We start from the raw sequence: 14831 nt of genomic DNA on the forward strand, positions 1-14831 counted from the left end.
GCCGGGCGGCGGAGGGTTCAGTCGGCGGGTGCCGGCGGACGCGCGTGCAGATAGGACGCCGAGTGCGTGCGCAGGACCGGCTTCCCCTCCACCGTCAGCTCGGTGTCGACCTCGACCAATGCCCGGTCGCGGTCGTCGAAGGTGACGCCGGTGACGGTGAGTGTCCCGGTCAGCACGTCGCCGGGACGCACGGGCCGGAGAAAGGCGACGTCGCGGATCTCCTTGCCCGCGATCACCGCCCAGTGGTCGTAGACGGCCAGGACACTCAGGCGCTGCATGATCGCGAAACTCTGCACACCGCTGGCGATCAGGCCGCCGTAGGGGCTCGAGGCGGCGATGTCCTCGTCCACATGAAATCCCTGGGGATCCCAGCGCTGCGCGAAGTCGACCAGGTCGTCGGCGGTGAGGGTGTACTCCCCGAGCCGATAGACCCGCCCGACCTCGATGTCGCGACCGTACGCGACGGTCCGGCTGCCGGTCTCAGCGGTCATGCCCGCCCCCTTCCGATGCGGCGGCTGCGCTCGTGGACGCGCCGCAGTCCGTCGAGCGCGAGGTACGGGTGATGTTCGGCGATGGTGCGACACTCGCCCACCATCAGCGGCGCCATGAATCCGGTCGCCACAACGGTCACGTCGGGGCCGTCGAAACCCGGCACGTCGCGCCGGATGCGTTCCACCAGACCGTCGACCTGACCCGCGAAGCCGTAGATGATGCCCGACTGCAACGCCTCGACGGTGTTCTTCCCGATGACGCTGCGCGGCGGCATCAGCTCTACTTTGCGGACGGTGACGGTGTGCTCGCTGAGCGCTTCGACGGAGAGGTCGACGCCCGGGGCGATGACCCCGCCGAGGAACTCGCCCTTGGCCGAGACCGCGTCCACCACGGTCGCGGTGCCGAAGGCGACCACGATGCACGGTCCGCCCGGATAGTTCTCGTGCGCGGCCAGACTGTGGGCCACGCGGTCGGTCCCGACCTCCTTCGGGTTGTCGACCAGCAGCGGCACACCGGTGCGGACCCCCGGTTCGAGCAGCACATGCGGACCGCGCCCGAAGTATCGCGGCAGCATCTCCCGCATCTCACGCAGCAGCGACGGCACGGTCGACAGACCGGCCACGCCCGTCACCTGCTCGATGTCGGGCCCGAGGAGCCCGCGCAGCTGCAAGGCGAACTCGTCGGCAGTCATGTGCGGCTGCGTGTGGATCCGCCAGTCGCGGATCAGTTCCGCGTGGTCGCCGGAACCCGCGAACACCCCGAGATGGATGTTCGTGTTCCCGACGGTGACGGTGAGGAGCACGGGGTCCGCCGACCTCAGACCGCGGCAGTCGCGAGCCGGCGCGGGTCCTTCAGCCCGGAGCCCTCCGGAACGTCGGCGGGATCGTCGCCCAAGGTGACCGGGCGGTTGTCGGCGTCGACGAAGACCACGTGCGGCGCGTACTCGGCGAGCTCGGCTTCGTTCATGATGCCGTAGGCGATGATGATCACCAGGTCACCGGGGTGGACCAGGTGCGCCGCGGCACCGTTGATCCCGATGACACCGCTGCCGCGCTCGCCGGCGATCACATAGGTCTCGAGCCGGTTGCCGTTGTCGATGTCGACGATGCACACCTGCTCGCCCTCCATCAGGTCCGCGGCGTCGAGCAGATCGGCGTCGATGGTCACCGAGCCGACGTAGTGCAGGTCGGCCTGGGTGACGGTCGCGCGATGGATCTTCGACTTCATCATGGTGCGGAACATAGTGTCCTTACCCTTCTTCTCGCTGCGTGAAGCCGGTGCCGATGGCGACGCCGACGTTGTCGATGAGTCGTGCCGGTCCGACGCGGGCGGCGACCAGAAGTCGGCCGTCACCCTCCTCCGGCGGTTCTTCCAGACCCCGCCCACGCAGTTCGAGGTAGTCGACCTCGATCTGCGGGGCGGTGGCCAAGACTGCGTGTGCCGCGGCGAGGATCGCTTCGCGGCCGCCCTCGGCCGCGTGCGTTCCCGCCAGCAGTGCCGCCGACAGCACGGTCGCGAGTTCGCGCTCCTCTGCCGACAGGTAGCGATTGCGCGACGAGAGAGCGAGGCCGTCGGCCTCGCGCACGGTGGGCACCCCGATGATCTCCACGTCCATGTTCAGGTCGTTGACCATCTGGTTGATCAGCACCAACTGCTGGTAGTCCTTCTCTCCGAAGTACGCGGCGTGCGGTGCGACGATGTTGAGCAGTTTGTTGACGACGGTGAGCATGCCGGCGAAATGCGTGGGTCGCGACGCACCCTCGAGGATCGCCCCCGTCTCGCCGGGCTGCACCGTGGTGCGCGGGCCGGTCGGGTACATCGACGACGCCGTGGGCGCGAAGACGAGTTCCACTCCGAGCGGTTCCAGCAGGGCGCAGTCGGCGTCGAAGGTGCGCGGATACGCGTCGAGGTCCTCGCCGGCACCGAACTGCAGCGGATTGACGAAGATCGAGACGACGACGACGTCGCACCGCAGCTTCGCGGTCTTCACCAGCTGGAGGTGCCCCTCGTGCAGCGCCCCCATCGTCGGCACCAGCGCGACACGCTTGCCCGCGGCGCGCAGCGCCTTCGTGACGCGGTGCAACTCGGCCGGGTCGCGATGCACCGTCGTCCGGCCGGGAGCGTAGAGATCGGATGCGGTCACGCGTATTCCTCCAGGAGCTCGTGCAGTTCGCGGCTCGCGCCGCTCTGAGCGGCGGCCCGCGCCGAGAGCGCACGGTAGCCGTCCACCAGATGACGGTCGGGCAGTGCCGCCAACGCGGCGAGATGGCGACGGACCGCCTCGGTGTCGTCACGCGCCACGGGACCGGTGAGCGCGTCGCCGCCCATCTCGAGCACGTTCTCGAGCGAGGCGCGGACCAGCGGCCCGAGCACTCGCTGCGCGATCCCGGAGTCGGGCCCGTCGACGGTGGCGGTGGCGCTCCGCTCCCCCGCCGGCCCGGTGATGGCCGCGGTGAGTGCGGTCAACGCATCGGTGACCAACGCGATCAGATTGTTCGCTCCGTGCGCGAGAGCGGCGTGGTACAGGGTTCGGTCGGCCTCGGCGATGCGGACGGGAGTGCCACCCATCTCGAGCACCAGCGATGCGGCGATGGCGTCGCCGATCTCGTCGGCAGAGGTGATTCCGAAACACGCCGACGCCAGCCGGGCGGTGTCGTCGGACGTGCCGACGAAGGTCATGGCGGGGTGCAGCGCGACGGTGACCAGACCGAGGCGGGCGAGCGGTTCGAGGATCGCCACTCCGTGCGCCCCCGCGGTGTGCGCGACGATGGTGCCCGGCCGCGGACCGGCGGCGGCGACGGCGTCGACGACGCCGGGCAGTTCCGTGTCCGGAACCGCCAGAATCAGAAGCTGTGAACCGGCGACGACGCCGGGGAGATCGAGCACGCGGGCTCGCGGCAGGCGGAGCGCAGCGCGATCGCGCGACTGGGGAGACCGTGCGGTCAGCGAGGCGACATCGTGGCCCGCGGAGGCGAGGGCTTCGCCGAGTGCGGTGCCGACACGACCGGCCGAAATGATTCCGACGCGCAGGCGCGCCGGGGCCATCGGTGAACTCACCGCCGTTCCTCCATTCGTTCCAGTCCCGGCTCGTGATCTCGGAGCCTCGGGTACCAGACGTTCGCCACAACGATAGGCGCGCCACGACGGTCGAGGCTACGCGGTGTGACAACTTTCACCGGATCGGCGCCGGCTGTGAAGTTCAGTCGCGGCGGCGTCGGCCCCCGCGACCGCGGTTCTCCGCCGAACTCGCGCGGAGCTGGCTCAGCAGTTCACTGGCCGGACGTCCCGCCGAGTGCGCACCGTCGTCGCTCGACGGTGCCGCACGGCGGCCCTGCGGCTGCGGTTCCGGCTCGGGTGCGGCGGGCTGCTGCGGCGCCGTCGGCGGGACTGCCGGCGGCTCGTAGGCCTGGGCGCCGTAGGCGACCCGCTCGATGGGTCCGGTCTCGGTCTGCGGCTCGGGTGAGGCCGCGTCGCCCGGATCGTCGGTGACCACCGGGATGATCTCGGTGAGCTCGCCGGGATCGACCTCTTCGACGTCCTGCGGCTCCTCCGGCACATGCCTGCCCGGGTCCGACGGCGGCGCGGTGGTCGCGAAGTCGCGCTCAGCGGCCACGCGATCGTCGGCCGAAGCCGCCGCGTAGCCCGCTCCGGCGAGTCCCGATCCCAGTTCACGCGGGCGCTCCAGGCCGATCGCCGCACGCATGTCGGGCAGCGGGGTGCCGAGCAGTTGTTCGAGGCTCGCGCGCAGTGCGAGCACCTGCGCCTTGAGTTCTTCCAGTTCGACGTTCGACTCGGCCGCGATCTCCTGGCGGATCGCGGTCTCCACATCCGACTCGTACTGGCGGCGCGCCGCGATCTCGCGCTCCAACTGAAGCTCGTAGACCAGGCGCAGGTCCCGGCTGCGCGACTCGGCGACGTCGGCCTGCCGCCGGTACTTCGTCACCAGCACGGCGCCGATCACCGCGGCCCACAGCGCCGCGATCACGGCCAACGTGGCGGGAACGGAGAAATTGTCGCCGATCACCATCAGCAGGCTGGCGACCAGCGCCAGCACGACGAACAAACCGATGAGCCATTGTCCGGCCGACGACGGTCGTCTCTTGGCGGCCTCTTCGGATCGTTCCTTAGTGGTCATGAAGGCAAACTTACCGCCCTTGACACGCCGACAGCCGTCACCGGGTGGCCCGTGTCGGAGAATCAGGCCGGTGCGGGCGGACTGTCGGGTGTGGTCTCGGCATTGTCGGCGGACGGGTCGTCCGGCGCTCGGCAGCAGTGTTCCAGCCACAGTGCCGCGGCTACCAGAACCACGCCCCCGACCAGCCCGACGATGGCTCCGACCCGATCGGCGCGCGCCGCTTCCAGGATCCCGTTCTGCAGGAGGAATACCAGGATTCCGGTCCAACCGCCGGTGGCGACGGCGCCGAGGATCGCCGACGCCTTCGCCAGCGCTACGAGACGCGCGGCGTTGATCGGATGCAACTGCCCCTTGGCCGGGCCGACCTCCTTCTCCGCCACCCGTTTGCGGACGACGAAACCGATCACACCTTCGAGCGCCGCCAGCACGTACAACGAGATGCCCGACGGCCACGGCAGGCTCGGGAAGGCTCCGTAGTTGTAGTGGATGAGGATCCAGAGGGCCACTCCGGCGACCACGGCGACCAGCACCAGATCGCGGATCCGAGTGAAGCCGAGCTTGTGACGCTCGCCGTCGTCGTCGCTGTGGGACGGATCGGGTCCGAGGGGGGTCGGCAGCGTCATCCGAGATCTCCCGCTCGCCGAACCCCCGCGACCTCGGCAGGATCGAGCGCGGAGACCAGATCGGCCACCGCCCGCACACCGTCGGAGGTCCACAGCCGCGCCTGCGGCTCCACCTCCAGCCACGGCACGAGCACGAACGCGCGGTCGGCCGCCCGCGGATGCGGCAGCGTCAACTCCGGGTCGTCGGAGACGACCGTTTCTCCGTCCACGTCCACCGAGACGACGTCCACGTCGAGCGTGCGCGGCCCCCAGCGCACCTCGCGCACCCGCTGCGCGGACTCTTCGAGCCGTCGGCACAGCTCCAGCCACTCCCGCGGGGTGCGGGCGCCCTCCGCCACCACGGTGATGTTCGCGAAATCGTCCTGCTCCACGCCGCCCCACGGCGGAGTCAGGTACACCCCCGACACGCCGCGCAGATCGGCACCGAGCACCTCGATCACACTCCGCAGGTGCGCGTGGCGATCACCGATGTTGGATCCGGCCGACAGAACCGCGCGCGAGGTCACGACGTCCCCTGTCTCGCGGCGGCCACCGATCGAGTCTTCACCGACCGGCGCGTCACGACGGCGACATCGTCGAAGGCCAGGGGAATCGGCGCGCACGGCTTGTGCACCGTCACCTCGCACGCCGATATGCGCCCATCCTTCATGACGGCGTCGGCGATCTCCGCGCCGACGGTCTCGATGAGATCCCGAGGCGGGCCGGCGACGATGTCGTGCGCCAACTGCGCCAGCGCACCGTAGTCGACGGTGTCGGCGAGGTCGTCGCTGGCCGCGGCCGCCTGCAGATCGAGCCAGAGCGTCACGTCGATGACGAACTCCTGACCGTCGCGGCGCTCATGGTCGAAGACCCCGTGGTTGCCGCGCACACGCAGTCCGCGCAATTCGATGCGATCAGCCATGGTCCCTGCCTCTCCGGCCGCCGCCCCGCCAGGCGAGGGCCACTTCGATGGCGTCGCGGCTGGAGGCGACGTCGTGCACCCGGACTCCCCACGCCCCGCCCGCGGCGGACAGCGCCGAGATCGCCGCGGTGGCCACCTCGCGGCCGCTCGGCGGACGGTCGACGCCGTCGCGCCGGAGAAGGGAACCGAGGAAACGTTTGCGGGAGGCGCCGATCAGGACGGGGAAGCCGAGTCCCACCAGCGTCGGCAGCGCGTGCAGCAGCGCCCAGTTGTGATCGGCGGTCTTGGCGAAACCGAGTCCGGGGTCGAGGACGATCTGATCGGGATCGACGCCCGCCGCGACCGCCGCGTCCACCTGGCCCAACAATTCGCCGGAGACCTCCGCGACCACATCGCGGTATCCGCCGGCCTCGTCCACCCGATGCGTGAAGTGGCGATCGTCGCCGGGTGCGTCGTCGGCCGGGCGCCAGTGCATGAGAATCCAGGGCACGCCCGCCTCGGCCAGCACCGCGCCCATGTCCGGGTCGGCGCGACCGCCGGAGACGTCATTGATGATCGCCGCACCGGCTTCGAGCGCATCGGCGGCGACTGCCGCGCGCATCGTGTCGACCGACACCCGCGCACCGGCCGCGACCAGCTCGCGGATCACGGGTACGACGCGGGCCGACTCGGTGGCCGGATCGACGCGAACCGCTCCCGGCCTGGTCGATTCGCCACCGACGTCGATGATGTCCGCGCCCGCCTCGAGCAGAGCCACACCGTGCGCCACGGCCCGGTCTCGCTGCAGATAGCGGCCGCCGTCGGAGAACGAATCGGCGGTCACGTTCAGCACCCCCATGACGAGGGTGCGATCGAGCTCGTCGGTCTCCGAACTCACCGGACGCTGCGGGCTCACCGCGTTATGAGGTCGAGTGCTTCGCCGCGGGAGACCGCACTGGTCTTGAACAGGCCGCGCACGGCCGACGTGGTGGTCCGGGCGCCCGGCTTGCGGATGCCGCGCATCGCCATGCACAGATGTTCCGCTTCGATCACCACGATGACGCCGCGCGGGTTCAGCTTGCGGACCAGGGCGTCGGCGATCTGACTGGTGAGCCGTTCCTGCACCTGAGGGCGCTTGGCGTACAGGTCGACGACGCGTGCCAGCTTCGACAACCCCGTCACCTGACCGGTCTCGCCCGGGATGTAGCCGACGTGCGCCACACCGTGGAAGGAGACCAGGTGATGCTCGCACGTCGAGTACATCGGGATGTCCTTGACCAGAACCAGCTCCTCGTGGTCTTCGTCGAAGACCGTCGCGAGCACCTCGTCGGGATCGGTGTAGAGGCCCGCGAACATCTCGCGGTAGGCGTTCGCCACACGCGTCGGCGTCCGCTTGAGCCCCTCGCGGTCCGGGTCCTCGCCGACGGCGAGCAGCAGTTCCCGAACCGCGGCCTCGGCGCGGGCCTGATCGAAGACCCGCTCGCCGGCCGCCGCCGGTACGCCCAGCGCGTCGACGGCGTGCTCGTTCAGATCACCGTCGTGATCGATGCTGCTGGTGGTCATCTCCCCCTGCTCTCCGTTCACTGGACTCCGGCGTTCAACTCGCGTCTCCTTCACTGACCGTCGCGCGAATCATCTGCCGGCGGCCAACCGGGTGCCGACCAGTCGCGGGGAGCGCCGTAATCCGGCCGAGTACCGTGGCCGTGCCCCTGCCCGGGCTGCTGATCGGCGCCGGGCGTCCCGTACTGGCGCGGTCCGTCGTGCGGTGCCCCGTACTGCGGCGCCCCGTAGTGGGGTCCGCCGTTCTGGGTTCCGCCGTTCTGGGGTGTCCCGTTCTGGTGCGGCGCGTTCGGTTCCGGCGGCCCGGACGGCTGCTGACCGTAGGGCGTGCCGTACTGCGGTGCCTGCGCGTGAGGCGGAGCACCGTACTGCACCGGCTGACCGAAAGCGGGCGCCGCCGGATCGGCCTGGCGGGCGGGAACCGGTACCGGCTCCTCCACCGGCGGCCACGGCTCGCCGCGCTCGGCCGCCAACTCGCCGGGAGTCTTGATCGGCGGCTTGGTGCTCGGGATCCGCTCACCGAAGATGTCGAATTTGGTGATGCGCGGGCGCTTGCCCACCTCCCCGAGGATCGCCTCGAGATCCTTGCGGACCAGGGTCTCCTTCTCCAGCAGAGCGCCGGCCAGCACGTCCAGCACGTCGCGGTACTGGTTCAGGATCGACCACGCCTCGGTGTGCGCGGCCTCGATCAGATTCCGTACCTCGTCGTCGATCTCCGCGGCGACGCCCACCGAGTAGTCCGGTGTCGACCCCATGCCGCGGCCGAGGAACGGATCGCCCTGCTCCTGGCCGTAGCGGACGGCGCCGAGCTTGGCGCTCATGCCGTACTCGGTGACCATCGCCCGCGCGATCTTGGTGGCCTGGTCGATGTCGGAGCTGGCTCCAGTGGTGGGCTCGTGGAAGACGAGCTCCTCGGCGGCACGACCGCCCATGGCCATCACCAGCCGGGCGATCATCTCCGATCGGGTCATCAGGTCCTTGTCCTGCTCCGGAACGGCCAGGGCGTGTCCGCCGGTGCGTCCGCGGGCCAGGATGGTGACCTTGTAGATCGGATCGAGGTCGGGCATCGCCCACGCGGCGAGCGTGTGACCGCTCTCGTGGTAGGCGACGACCTTCTTCTCGTGCTCGCTGATGATCCGGCTCTTGCGGCGCGGGCCGCCGATCACGCGGTCGACGGCCTCCTCCAGCGCCTCGCCGGTGATGACCGTCTTGTTCTCGCGCGCCGTCAACAGCGCCGACTCGTTGATGACGTTCGCGAGATCGGCACCGGACATGCCCGGGGTGCGCTTGGCGAGCCCGTCGAGGTCGGCGTCCGGCGCGATCGGCTTGCCCTTCGCGTGCACGGCGAGGATCGCCTTGCGCCCGGCGATGTCGGGGTTGCCGACCGGGATCTGGCGGTCGAAGCGGCCGGGACGCAGCAGCGCCGGGTCGAGGATGTCGGGCCGGTTGGTCGCGGCCATGACGATGACGCCGGAACGGTCACCGAAACCGTCCATCTCGACGAGCAGCTGGTTCAGCGTCTGCTCGCGCTCGTCGTGCCCGCCGCCGAGCCCGGCGCCGCGCTGTCGGCCCACCGCGTCGATCTCGTCTACGAAGATGATGCACGGGCTGTTCTGCTTGGCCTGTTCGAACAGGTCACGCACACGCGAGGCGCCGACACCGACGAACATCTCCACGAAGTCCGAGCCGGAGATCGTGAAGAAGGGCACGCCGGCCTCGCCGGCCACGGCGCGCGCGAGCAGCGTCTTACCGGTGCCGGGCGGACCGTACAGCAGCACACCCTTCGGGATCTTGGCGCCGAGTGCCTGGTATCGAGCCGGGTTCTGCAGGAAGTCGCGGATCTCGTCGAGTTCCTCGACGGCCTCGTCCGCACCCGCCACATCGGCGAAGGTGGTCTTCGGCATGTCCTTGCTGAGCTGTTTGGCCTTCGACTTCCCGAAGCCCATCACCCCGCCGCGTCCACCCTGCATCCGGCTCATCACGAAGAAGAAGAGCCCGAAGAGGATCACCATCGGCAGGACGAAGATCAGGATCGACTGCCAGATCCCGGAGTCCTTGGTGACGTTCGTCTGGTACTCGGACCCGGTGTCGACCACGGCGTTGAAGATCCGGCTGGTGACGCCGGCCGGGTACTGGGTCGAGATCTTGCTGGCCTCGGAGTCCCCGACCTTGATCGGATCCTTCAGTTCGATGCGGAGCCGCTGCTCCCGGTCATCGATCTGGATCGACTTGGTGTTCTTCTTGTCCAGCTGGGCCATTGCGACCGACGTGTCGACATCGGTGTACTCGCGATCGGAATTCCGCATCATGCTGAAGCCCCAGATGGCGAACAGAATGACGGCCACGATGGCCAGATTCCGGAACAGTGTCTTGCGATTCATGCGTGTACGCGTGGGCGCGGGTCGTTGTGTTCGGTGTTCACCACGCCGCCGTGCCCATTTGTCCTTCCCGTCGGCTCGAAATACGAGGCTACCTGTAGAGGGCCGGATCGTCGCCGCCGTACGGCCTGCTCCGTCGAGCCCCGGCCCGGGTTGCCGGCTGAAGACTCAACGTCGCAGGTGGTCCGGTTGTTCCGCCGACCGTGCCGCGGCCACCCGATCAGGACGAGTAGACCGACGGATGGAGCCTGCCGACGTACGGCAGGTCGCGGTAGCGCTCGGCGTAGTCGAGTCCGTATCCGACGACGAACTCGTTGGGGATGTCGAAGCCGACGTCGGCCACGTCGAGCGTGGCCCGCACCGCGTCGGGCTTGCGGAGCAGCGTCACCACCTCTAGCGAACGCGGCGAACGCGTCGCGAGGTTCTTGATGAGCCACGAGAGCGTGAGGCCCGAGTCGATGATGTCTTCGACGATCAGCACATCCCGGTCGGTGATGTCGCGGTCCAGGTCCTTGAGGATGCGCACCACCCCGGACGAGGAGGTCGACGAACCGTAACTCGAGACGGCCATGAACTCGAGCTGCGACGGGATCGGCAGGGCGCGGGCGAAGTCGGTCATGAACATCACGGCGCCCTTGAGGACTCCGATCAAGACCAGATCGTCCGGAGCGTTCCGATACCGGTCGCCCACCGCACGGGCCATCTCCACCGTTCGAGCACGGATCTGTTCCTGGGTGATCAGGACTTCTTCGATGTCGTCGCCATAGCTGTCGTCGCGCTCCACCCCTATAGCTTCGCACGGCCCGCGGCGCCGGTGAGTCCGGGTTCTCGATGAGCGAACTGTGGAAGTGAGGGTGGGAGGAGGTCCGGAGCGCGTCCGCAGCGGCGATTCTGTGACACAAGTGACGCGTTTCTCACGCATTCTGCGCATACCTGGTCCGGATCGCCCTGTTCGCGCCCTTAGTAGTGGAACGTTGTCGCGACTGAGCCTCGTGGCGGCGACGTCATCGAACCACCTGGAAAGAAGTACGAGCATGTCTGTCCGAAACGCACCGCGGGCGATCATCGCGGTCATCGCTGCCGTCGCCGCGGTACTCCCCTTCCTCGCCGCGCCCGCGGACGCGGCGCCGAACGAGCCTCGGCCGCACGCCCGAGTGCAGTCGAGCCGCGACCACGTCATCGTCACAGTCGCCAACGCCTCGGTCAGCCGCGAGGACCACACCCTTGTGCTTCGAGACCGTTCCGGACGGGTGCTCGAACGGTTCCCCCTCACGTTCATCGCGCCCGATGACCGCACGTACCCCATCGACGCCGATGTCTCCGGACGCACCGTGCGACTGACCCCGTCCAGGGACCTCGCGCGGTCGTCGCGGACCGACGCGGCGCTTCTGGAGAAGGTCCGCGTCGCCGACGCCAACGGCTACAAGAGCAAGGACGAACGCGACGACGCCGCTTTGTCGCGCCTGAGCCGCGAAGTGACCACCGGCGCCACCGTCTCGACCGTGATCGGCGCCGCCTTGGGCGCAGTCCTCGGAGGTGCGGCCGGCTGCCTGTTCGGTCTCGCGGCGGGACCGCTCGGGTGCTTCTTCGCCGGAGTGCCGCTCGGCGCGACCGCCGGCGCCGGTCTCGGTGTGATCATCTCGGGCGGCGTCGCCGGGGCGGCCGTGCTCCACTACTTCGACACCGTCAACCGGCCCTTCAAGGACCTCACGCCGCCGACGTCCACGTCGCCCTCCACAACGGCACGCGCGTCGTCGGCCACTCCCTCCAAACACTGATCCGTCAGCACTGACTCGGCGACCGCCGAGCCGACCGCGGCCCGCCCGGCTATCCGGGCGGGCCGCTCCGCGTCGTCCGAAGGAACCCTTTTGGCGTATCCCCCGTCACATAAGTCACAGTGTGTGCCGTTCTGGCACATATTTGTCGGGGAAGTCTTAGTTTTCTCTCAGCTCATTGCGATCCGGCGTCGAGACCGTCACTTCCGGTGCCGGGGTCACGATCGGGGGTTCCGGGCTCACAGCCAGTCACATGAGAGGGAGTCATGTCTCTTCGCACATCACTACGCAGCGTCTTCATCGCCTTACTCGCGCTCGCCACGGCCTTGCCGTTCCTGGCGTCGCCCGCGCATGCCGCACCGCAGCAGCCACGCGCACAGGTCCAGCGCAACGCTGACGACGTCACCGTCAAAGTCTTCGGGGCAACGGTCGCCGTGGAGGGCGGCAACCTGGTGTTCCGTAACGCGTCCGGCAAAGCGCTCGACGTGGTTCCGCTGACTTATGTCGGCAAGGACGCCCGCACGTACCCGATCGACGCGACGGTCAAGGGCGACGTCGCCACGCTGGTGCCGTCGAAGGACGCGGCGCGGTCGACGACCACACCGGCGAGCGTCCTGGAAGCGGGTAAGAAGCCGGCTCAGCGGGTCATCTGCGGACCGCAGACCCGCAAGCAGCGCGATAAGGAAGCGCTGGACCAGATGAATTCCGAGCTCGCCACCGCGGCCACCATCGGCGGCATCGCGGGCGCGATCATCGGTGCGATCATCGGAATCCTGGGCAGCGGCGGCCCTCTGGCGCTCATCGCCTCGCCGATCGGCGCACTGCTCGGTGCAGGCGGCGCAGTCGCGGGTGCCGCCATCAACGGCACGTTCGCCCGCTACTTCAAGACCATCAACAGCCCGTTCAAGCCCAAGGTGTGCAACATCTGACTCACCTCGGTACTCGCTTCACCGTGAGCTCTTGAGCCCGCCTCGTTACGACGAGGCGGGCTCGCTCGTCGCCGCCCACCGCGACCGGCCCCTGTCCGCGCCAGTCCGTGATGAGCGCGTCCACGGCACGGACCACCCGGTAGACGGGGTCGTTCGCCCCCACCGATCGGAGCCACCCGCGGAGCACTCGGGTCCGCAGCGCGGCCGGGGCCGAGCGCAGCGGTTCCACGTCCAGCACCCGGCCGTAGGCACACTCTTCGAGCAGTTCGGTGGCCGGTGGGTCCAGTGCGTCGGCATCGTCCTGCAGCTGCGACGCGGTGCGCGCGAGTGACTCGGCGGCACCGCCTCCGATGACCTCGTCGAGCAGAGGCAGCACCTCCTTGCGGATCCGCACCCTGGTGAACCGGGGATCATCGTTGTGCGGATCGTCCCAGACCGGGAGTCGCCACCCGGCGCAGGCCTCGCGGGTGTCCGCACGCCGCACTCCGAGCAGCGGCCGTCCCCAGGGCGCGGACCACTCCCGCATTCCGGCGATCGACCGGGCCCCGGAACCTCGGGCCAGCCCGAGCAGGACGGTCTCGGCCTGATCGTCGAGCGTGTGGCCCAGCAGTACGGGCCGGGCGCCGCGGGCCTCGCCGAGCGCCGCGTACCGTGCGCGGCGCGCGGCCGCCTCGAGTCCACCCGCACCCTCCACGGTCACCTCGCGGACCTCGGCCGAGGCCCCCAGTTCGCGGGCCGTCTCGGCGGCTCGCGCGGCCACGGCGGCCGAGTCGGTCTGCAGCCGGTGGTCGATCACCACCGCGTGCACGGTGAGGCCGGCCCGGATCGCGGCGGCCGTCAGAGCGAGTGAGTCCGCACCGCCGGACAGCGCGACGCACACCGCGTCGTCGTCCAGGTGCCGATCGGCGAAGCCGCGGACCGCGCCGATCAGCGTCTGCTGCGCTCGCCTGGTCATCGCCGCTAGCCGAGCACCCGCTCGATCCAATCGTCCGGCGCGTCGATCTCCGACATCAGCGGCATCGTCTCGGGCGACGACCAGACGGTGTTGAACCGGTCCATTCCGACGCGGTCGACCACATGGTCCACGAAAGCCTTGCCCCGCACGTACTGCGCCATCTTCGCGTCCATCCCGATCAGCGCGCGGATGAGCCGCTGCAGCGGATTCCGGGGCGCCTTGCGACGCTGGTCGAAGGCCGCGCGGATGGTCGCCACCGTCGGCACCTGCGCCGGGCCGACAGCGTCCATGACGTGATCGGCGTGCCCTTCGAGCAGCGTCCCGAGGACCAGCACCCGCTCGAACGCCGCGTACTGTTCGGGCGATTGCAGCAGTTGCATGAGGCCGATCACGCCCTTCTCGCGCGGCTTGCCGCTGCGGACCGACTCGGTGATGCGGGTGACGAGCTCGGCCACCGACTCGTCCCCCTCGCCGGTGAGCGCTCCGACGTTGGTCCTCATGTAGTCGGCGAGCCACGGGTTCGCCGAGAACTGCACCCGGTGGGTCACCTCATGCAGGCAGACCCACAACCGGAAGTCGGACGGGTCCACGCGGAGCTGACGTTCCACCGCGATGATGTTCGGAGCCACCAGCATCAGCACGCCCGGTTCCCCGGTCTGCGGATCGAGGCTGAATGGGTCGTACTGACCCAGAATCGCGCTCGAGAGGAAGGCCAGCAGACCTCCGGCCTGCACTCCCGCGATCCGTCCGGTGAAACCGGGCCGGTGCGGGCGGACCTCCGGTTGCCGCGTGGCCGCATCGTCCGGACCGAGCATCGCCGGCATCGAGCGCGCGGCGGCGTCGATCCACCCCGATCGGTCCAGGATCTGCGCGGCGGGGACGGCGAGTCCGTCGGCCAGCCCCGTGACCTCCCGTACCGGGCCCTCCGCACGCACCGCCGCGTCCGACAGTTCGGCGTACGCCTGGTCGGAGGTGTAGCGCGTGATCCGCGGGCCGGGCCGGGCGACTCGCTTACCCACCGTGGCGGCCAGGCCCCAGTCGATGTTCTCAACCGGCGTGGCGGAGGACTCGTCGGAAGCCGAGTGCTCGGGAACGTTCATTGAT

The 14831-nt window shown here is 69.4% G+C and carries 17 protein-coding genes; 2 read left to right on the forward strand and 15 right to left on the reverse strand.

Features of this window, described 5'->3' with window-relative positions; translation table 11 throughout:
• Positions 1–17: 17 nt before the first annotated feature.
• The 13 genes from Y710_RS01795 to hpt form a co-directional block, all read right to left on the reverse strand.
• Positions 18–491 (reverse strand): MaoC/PaaZ C-terminal domain-containing protein, encoded by a 474-nt coding sequence (locus tag Y710_RS01795; RefSeq protein WP_006896182.1) that lies wholly within the window; start codon positions 489–491, stop codon positions 18–20.
• Positions 488–1294 (reverse strand): type III pantothenate kinase, encoded by an 807-nt coding sequence (locus Y710_RS01800; RefSeq protein ID WP_006896181.1) that lies wholly within the window; start codon positions 1292–1294, stop codon positions 488–490. Before Y710_RS01800 ends, Y710_RS01795 begins: the two co-directional genes overlap by 4 nt.
• A gap of 14 nt (positions 1295–1308) precedes the next feature.
• Positions 1309–1734, reverse strand: a complete 426-nt coding sequence (gene panD / locus Y710_RS01805; RefSeq protein WP_006896180.1) for an aspartate 1-decarboxylase — start codon at positions 1732–1734, stop codon at positions 1309–1311.
• 7 nt (positions 1735–1741) lie between these two features.
• Complete coding sequence (gene panC, locus Y710_RS01810) at positions 1742–2635, reverse strand: pantoate--beta-alanine ligase (RefSeq protein ID WP_045537706.1); 894 nt, start codon at positions 2633–2635, stop codon at positions 1742–1744.
• Positions 2632–3549, reverse strand: coding sequence for a Rossmann-like and DUF2520 domain-containing protein (locus tag Y710_RS01815; RefSeq protein ID WP_231875652.1), 918 nt, complete (start codon positions 3547–3549; stop codon positions 2632–2634). Before Y710_RS01815 ends, panC begins: the two co-directional genes overlap by 4 nt.
• Before the next feature lie 142 nt (positions 3550–3691).
• Positions 3692–4627: a DUF6779 domain-containing protein gene (locus Y710_RS01820; RefSeq protein ID WP_062366062.1), complete on the reverse strand. Its 936-nt coding sequence runs from the start codon at positions 4625–4627 to the stop codon at positions 3692–3694.
• 62 nt (positions 4628–4689) lie between these two features.
• Complete coding sequence (locus tag Y710_RS01825) at positions 4690–5250, reverse strand: DUF3180 domain-containing protein (RefSeq protein ID WP_062366064.1); 561 nt, start codon at positions 5248–5250, stop codon at positions 4690–4692.
• Positions 5247–5756: a 2-amino-4-hydroxy-6-hydroxymethyldihydropteridine diphosphokinase gene (gene folK / locus Y710_RS01830; protein WP_062366066.1), complete on the reverse strand. Its 510-nt coding sequence runs from the start codon at positions 5754–5756 to the stop codon at positions 5247–5249. The genes Y710_RS01825 and folK overlap by 4 nt, the downstream gene beginning before the upstream one ends.
• Positions 5753–6151: a dihydroneopterin aldolase gene (gene folB, locus Y710_RS01835; RefSeq protein WP_006896174.1), complete on the reverse strand. Its 399-nt coding sequence runs from the start codon at positions 6149–6151 to the stop codon at positions 5753–5755. Before folB ends, folK begins: the two co-directional genes overlap by 4 nt.
• Positions 6144–6989, reverse strand: coding sequence for a dihydropteroate synthase (gene folP, locus Y710_RS01840; protein WP_045539927.1), 846 nt, complete (start codon positions 6987–6989; stop codon positions 6144–6146). The genes folB and folP overlap by 8 nt, the downstream gene beginning before the upstream one ends.
• Before the next feature lie 53 nt (positions 6990–7042).
• On the reverse strand, positions 7043–7693 hold the full coding sequence (gene folE, locus Y710_RS01845; RefSeq protein WP_231650312.1) for a GTP cyclohydrolase I FolE: 651 nt from the start codon (positions 7691–7693) through the stop codon (positions 7043–7045).
• A gap of 50 nt (positions 7694–7743) precedes the next feature.
• Complete coding sequence (gene ftsH, locus Y710_RS01850) at positions 7744–10071, reverse strand: ATP-dependent zinc metalloprotease FtsH (RefSeq protein WP_062366068.1); 2328 nt, start codon at positions 10069–10071, stop codon at positions 7744–7746.
• A gap of 217 nt (positions 10072–10288) precedes the next feature.
• A complete protein-coding gene (hpt, locus tag Y710_RS01855) occupies positions 10289–10852 on the reverse strand; it encodes a hypoxanthine phosphoribosyltransferase (RefSeq protein WP_006896170.1) in 564 nt (187 codons plus the stop codon).
• Positions 10853–11102: 250 nt separating this feature from the next.
• Here hpt and Y710_RS01860 point away from each other — a divergent pair, with 250 nt between their 5' ends.
• Positions 11103–11846 (forward strand): DUF8020 domain-containing protein, encoded by a 744-nt coding sequence (locus Y710_RS01860; RefSeq protein WP_062366070.1) that lies wholly within the window; start codon positions 11103–11105, stop codon positions 11844–11846.
• A gap of 263 nt (positions 11847–12109) precedes the next feature.
• Positions 12110–12772, forward strand: coding sequence for a DUF8020 domain-containing protein (locus Y710_RS01865; RefSeq protein WP_062366073.1), 663 nt, complete (start codon positions 12110–12112; stop codon positions 12770–12772).
• Between the two features lies 1 nt (position 12773).
• On the opposite strand, the gene tilS is transcribed toward Y710_RS01865, so the two are convergent.
• Both tilS and Y710_RS01875 read right to left on the reverse strand, forming a co-directional pair.
• Positions 12774–13727: a tRNA lysidine(34) synthetase TilS gene (tilS, locus tag Y710_RS01870; RefSeq protein WP_062366074.1), complete on the reverse strand. Its 954-nt coding sequence runs from the start codon at positions 13725–13727 to the stop codon at positions 12774–12776.
• A 5-nt stretch (positions 13728–13732) separates the two neighbouring features.
• Positions 13733–14827 carry a zinc-dependent metalloprotease gene (locus Y710_RS01875; RefSeq protein ID WP_062366076.1) on the reverse strand — a complete coding sequence of 365 codons (1095 nt, stop codon included), beginning with the start codon at positions 14825–14827 and terminating at the stop codon, positions 13733–13735.
• Between the last annotated feature and the right edge of the window lie 4 nt (positions 14828–14831).

It is taken from the genome of Gordonia sp. QH-12, from assembly GCF_001578675.1.
Taxonomy (GTDB): domain Bacteria; phylum Actinomycetota; class Actinomycetes; order Mycobacteriales; family Mycobacteriaceae; genus Gordonia; species Gordonia sihwensis.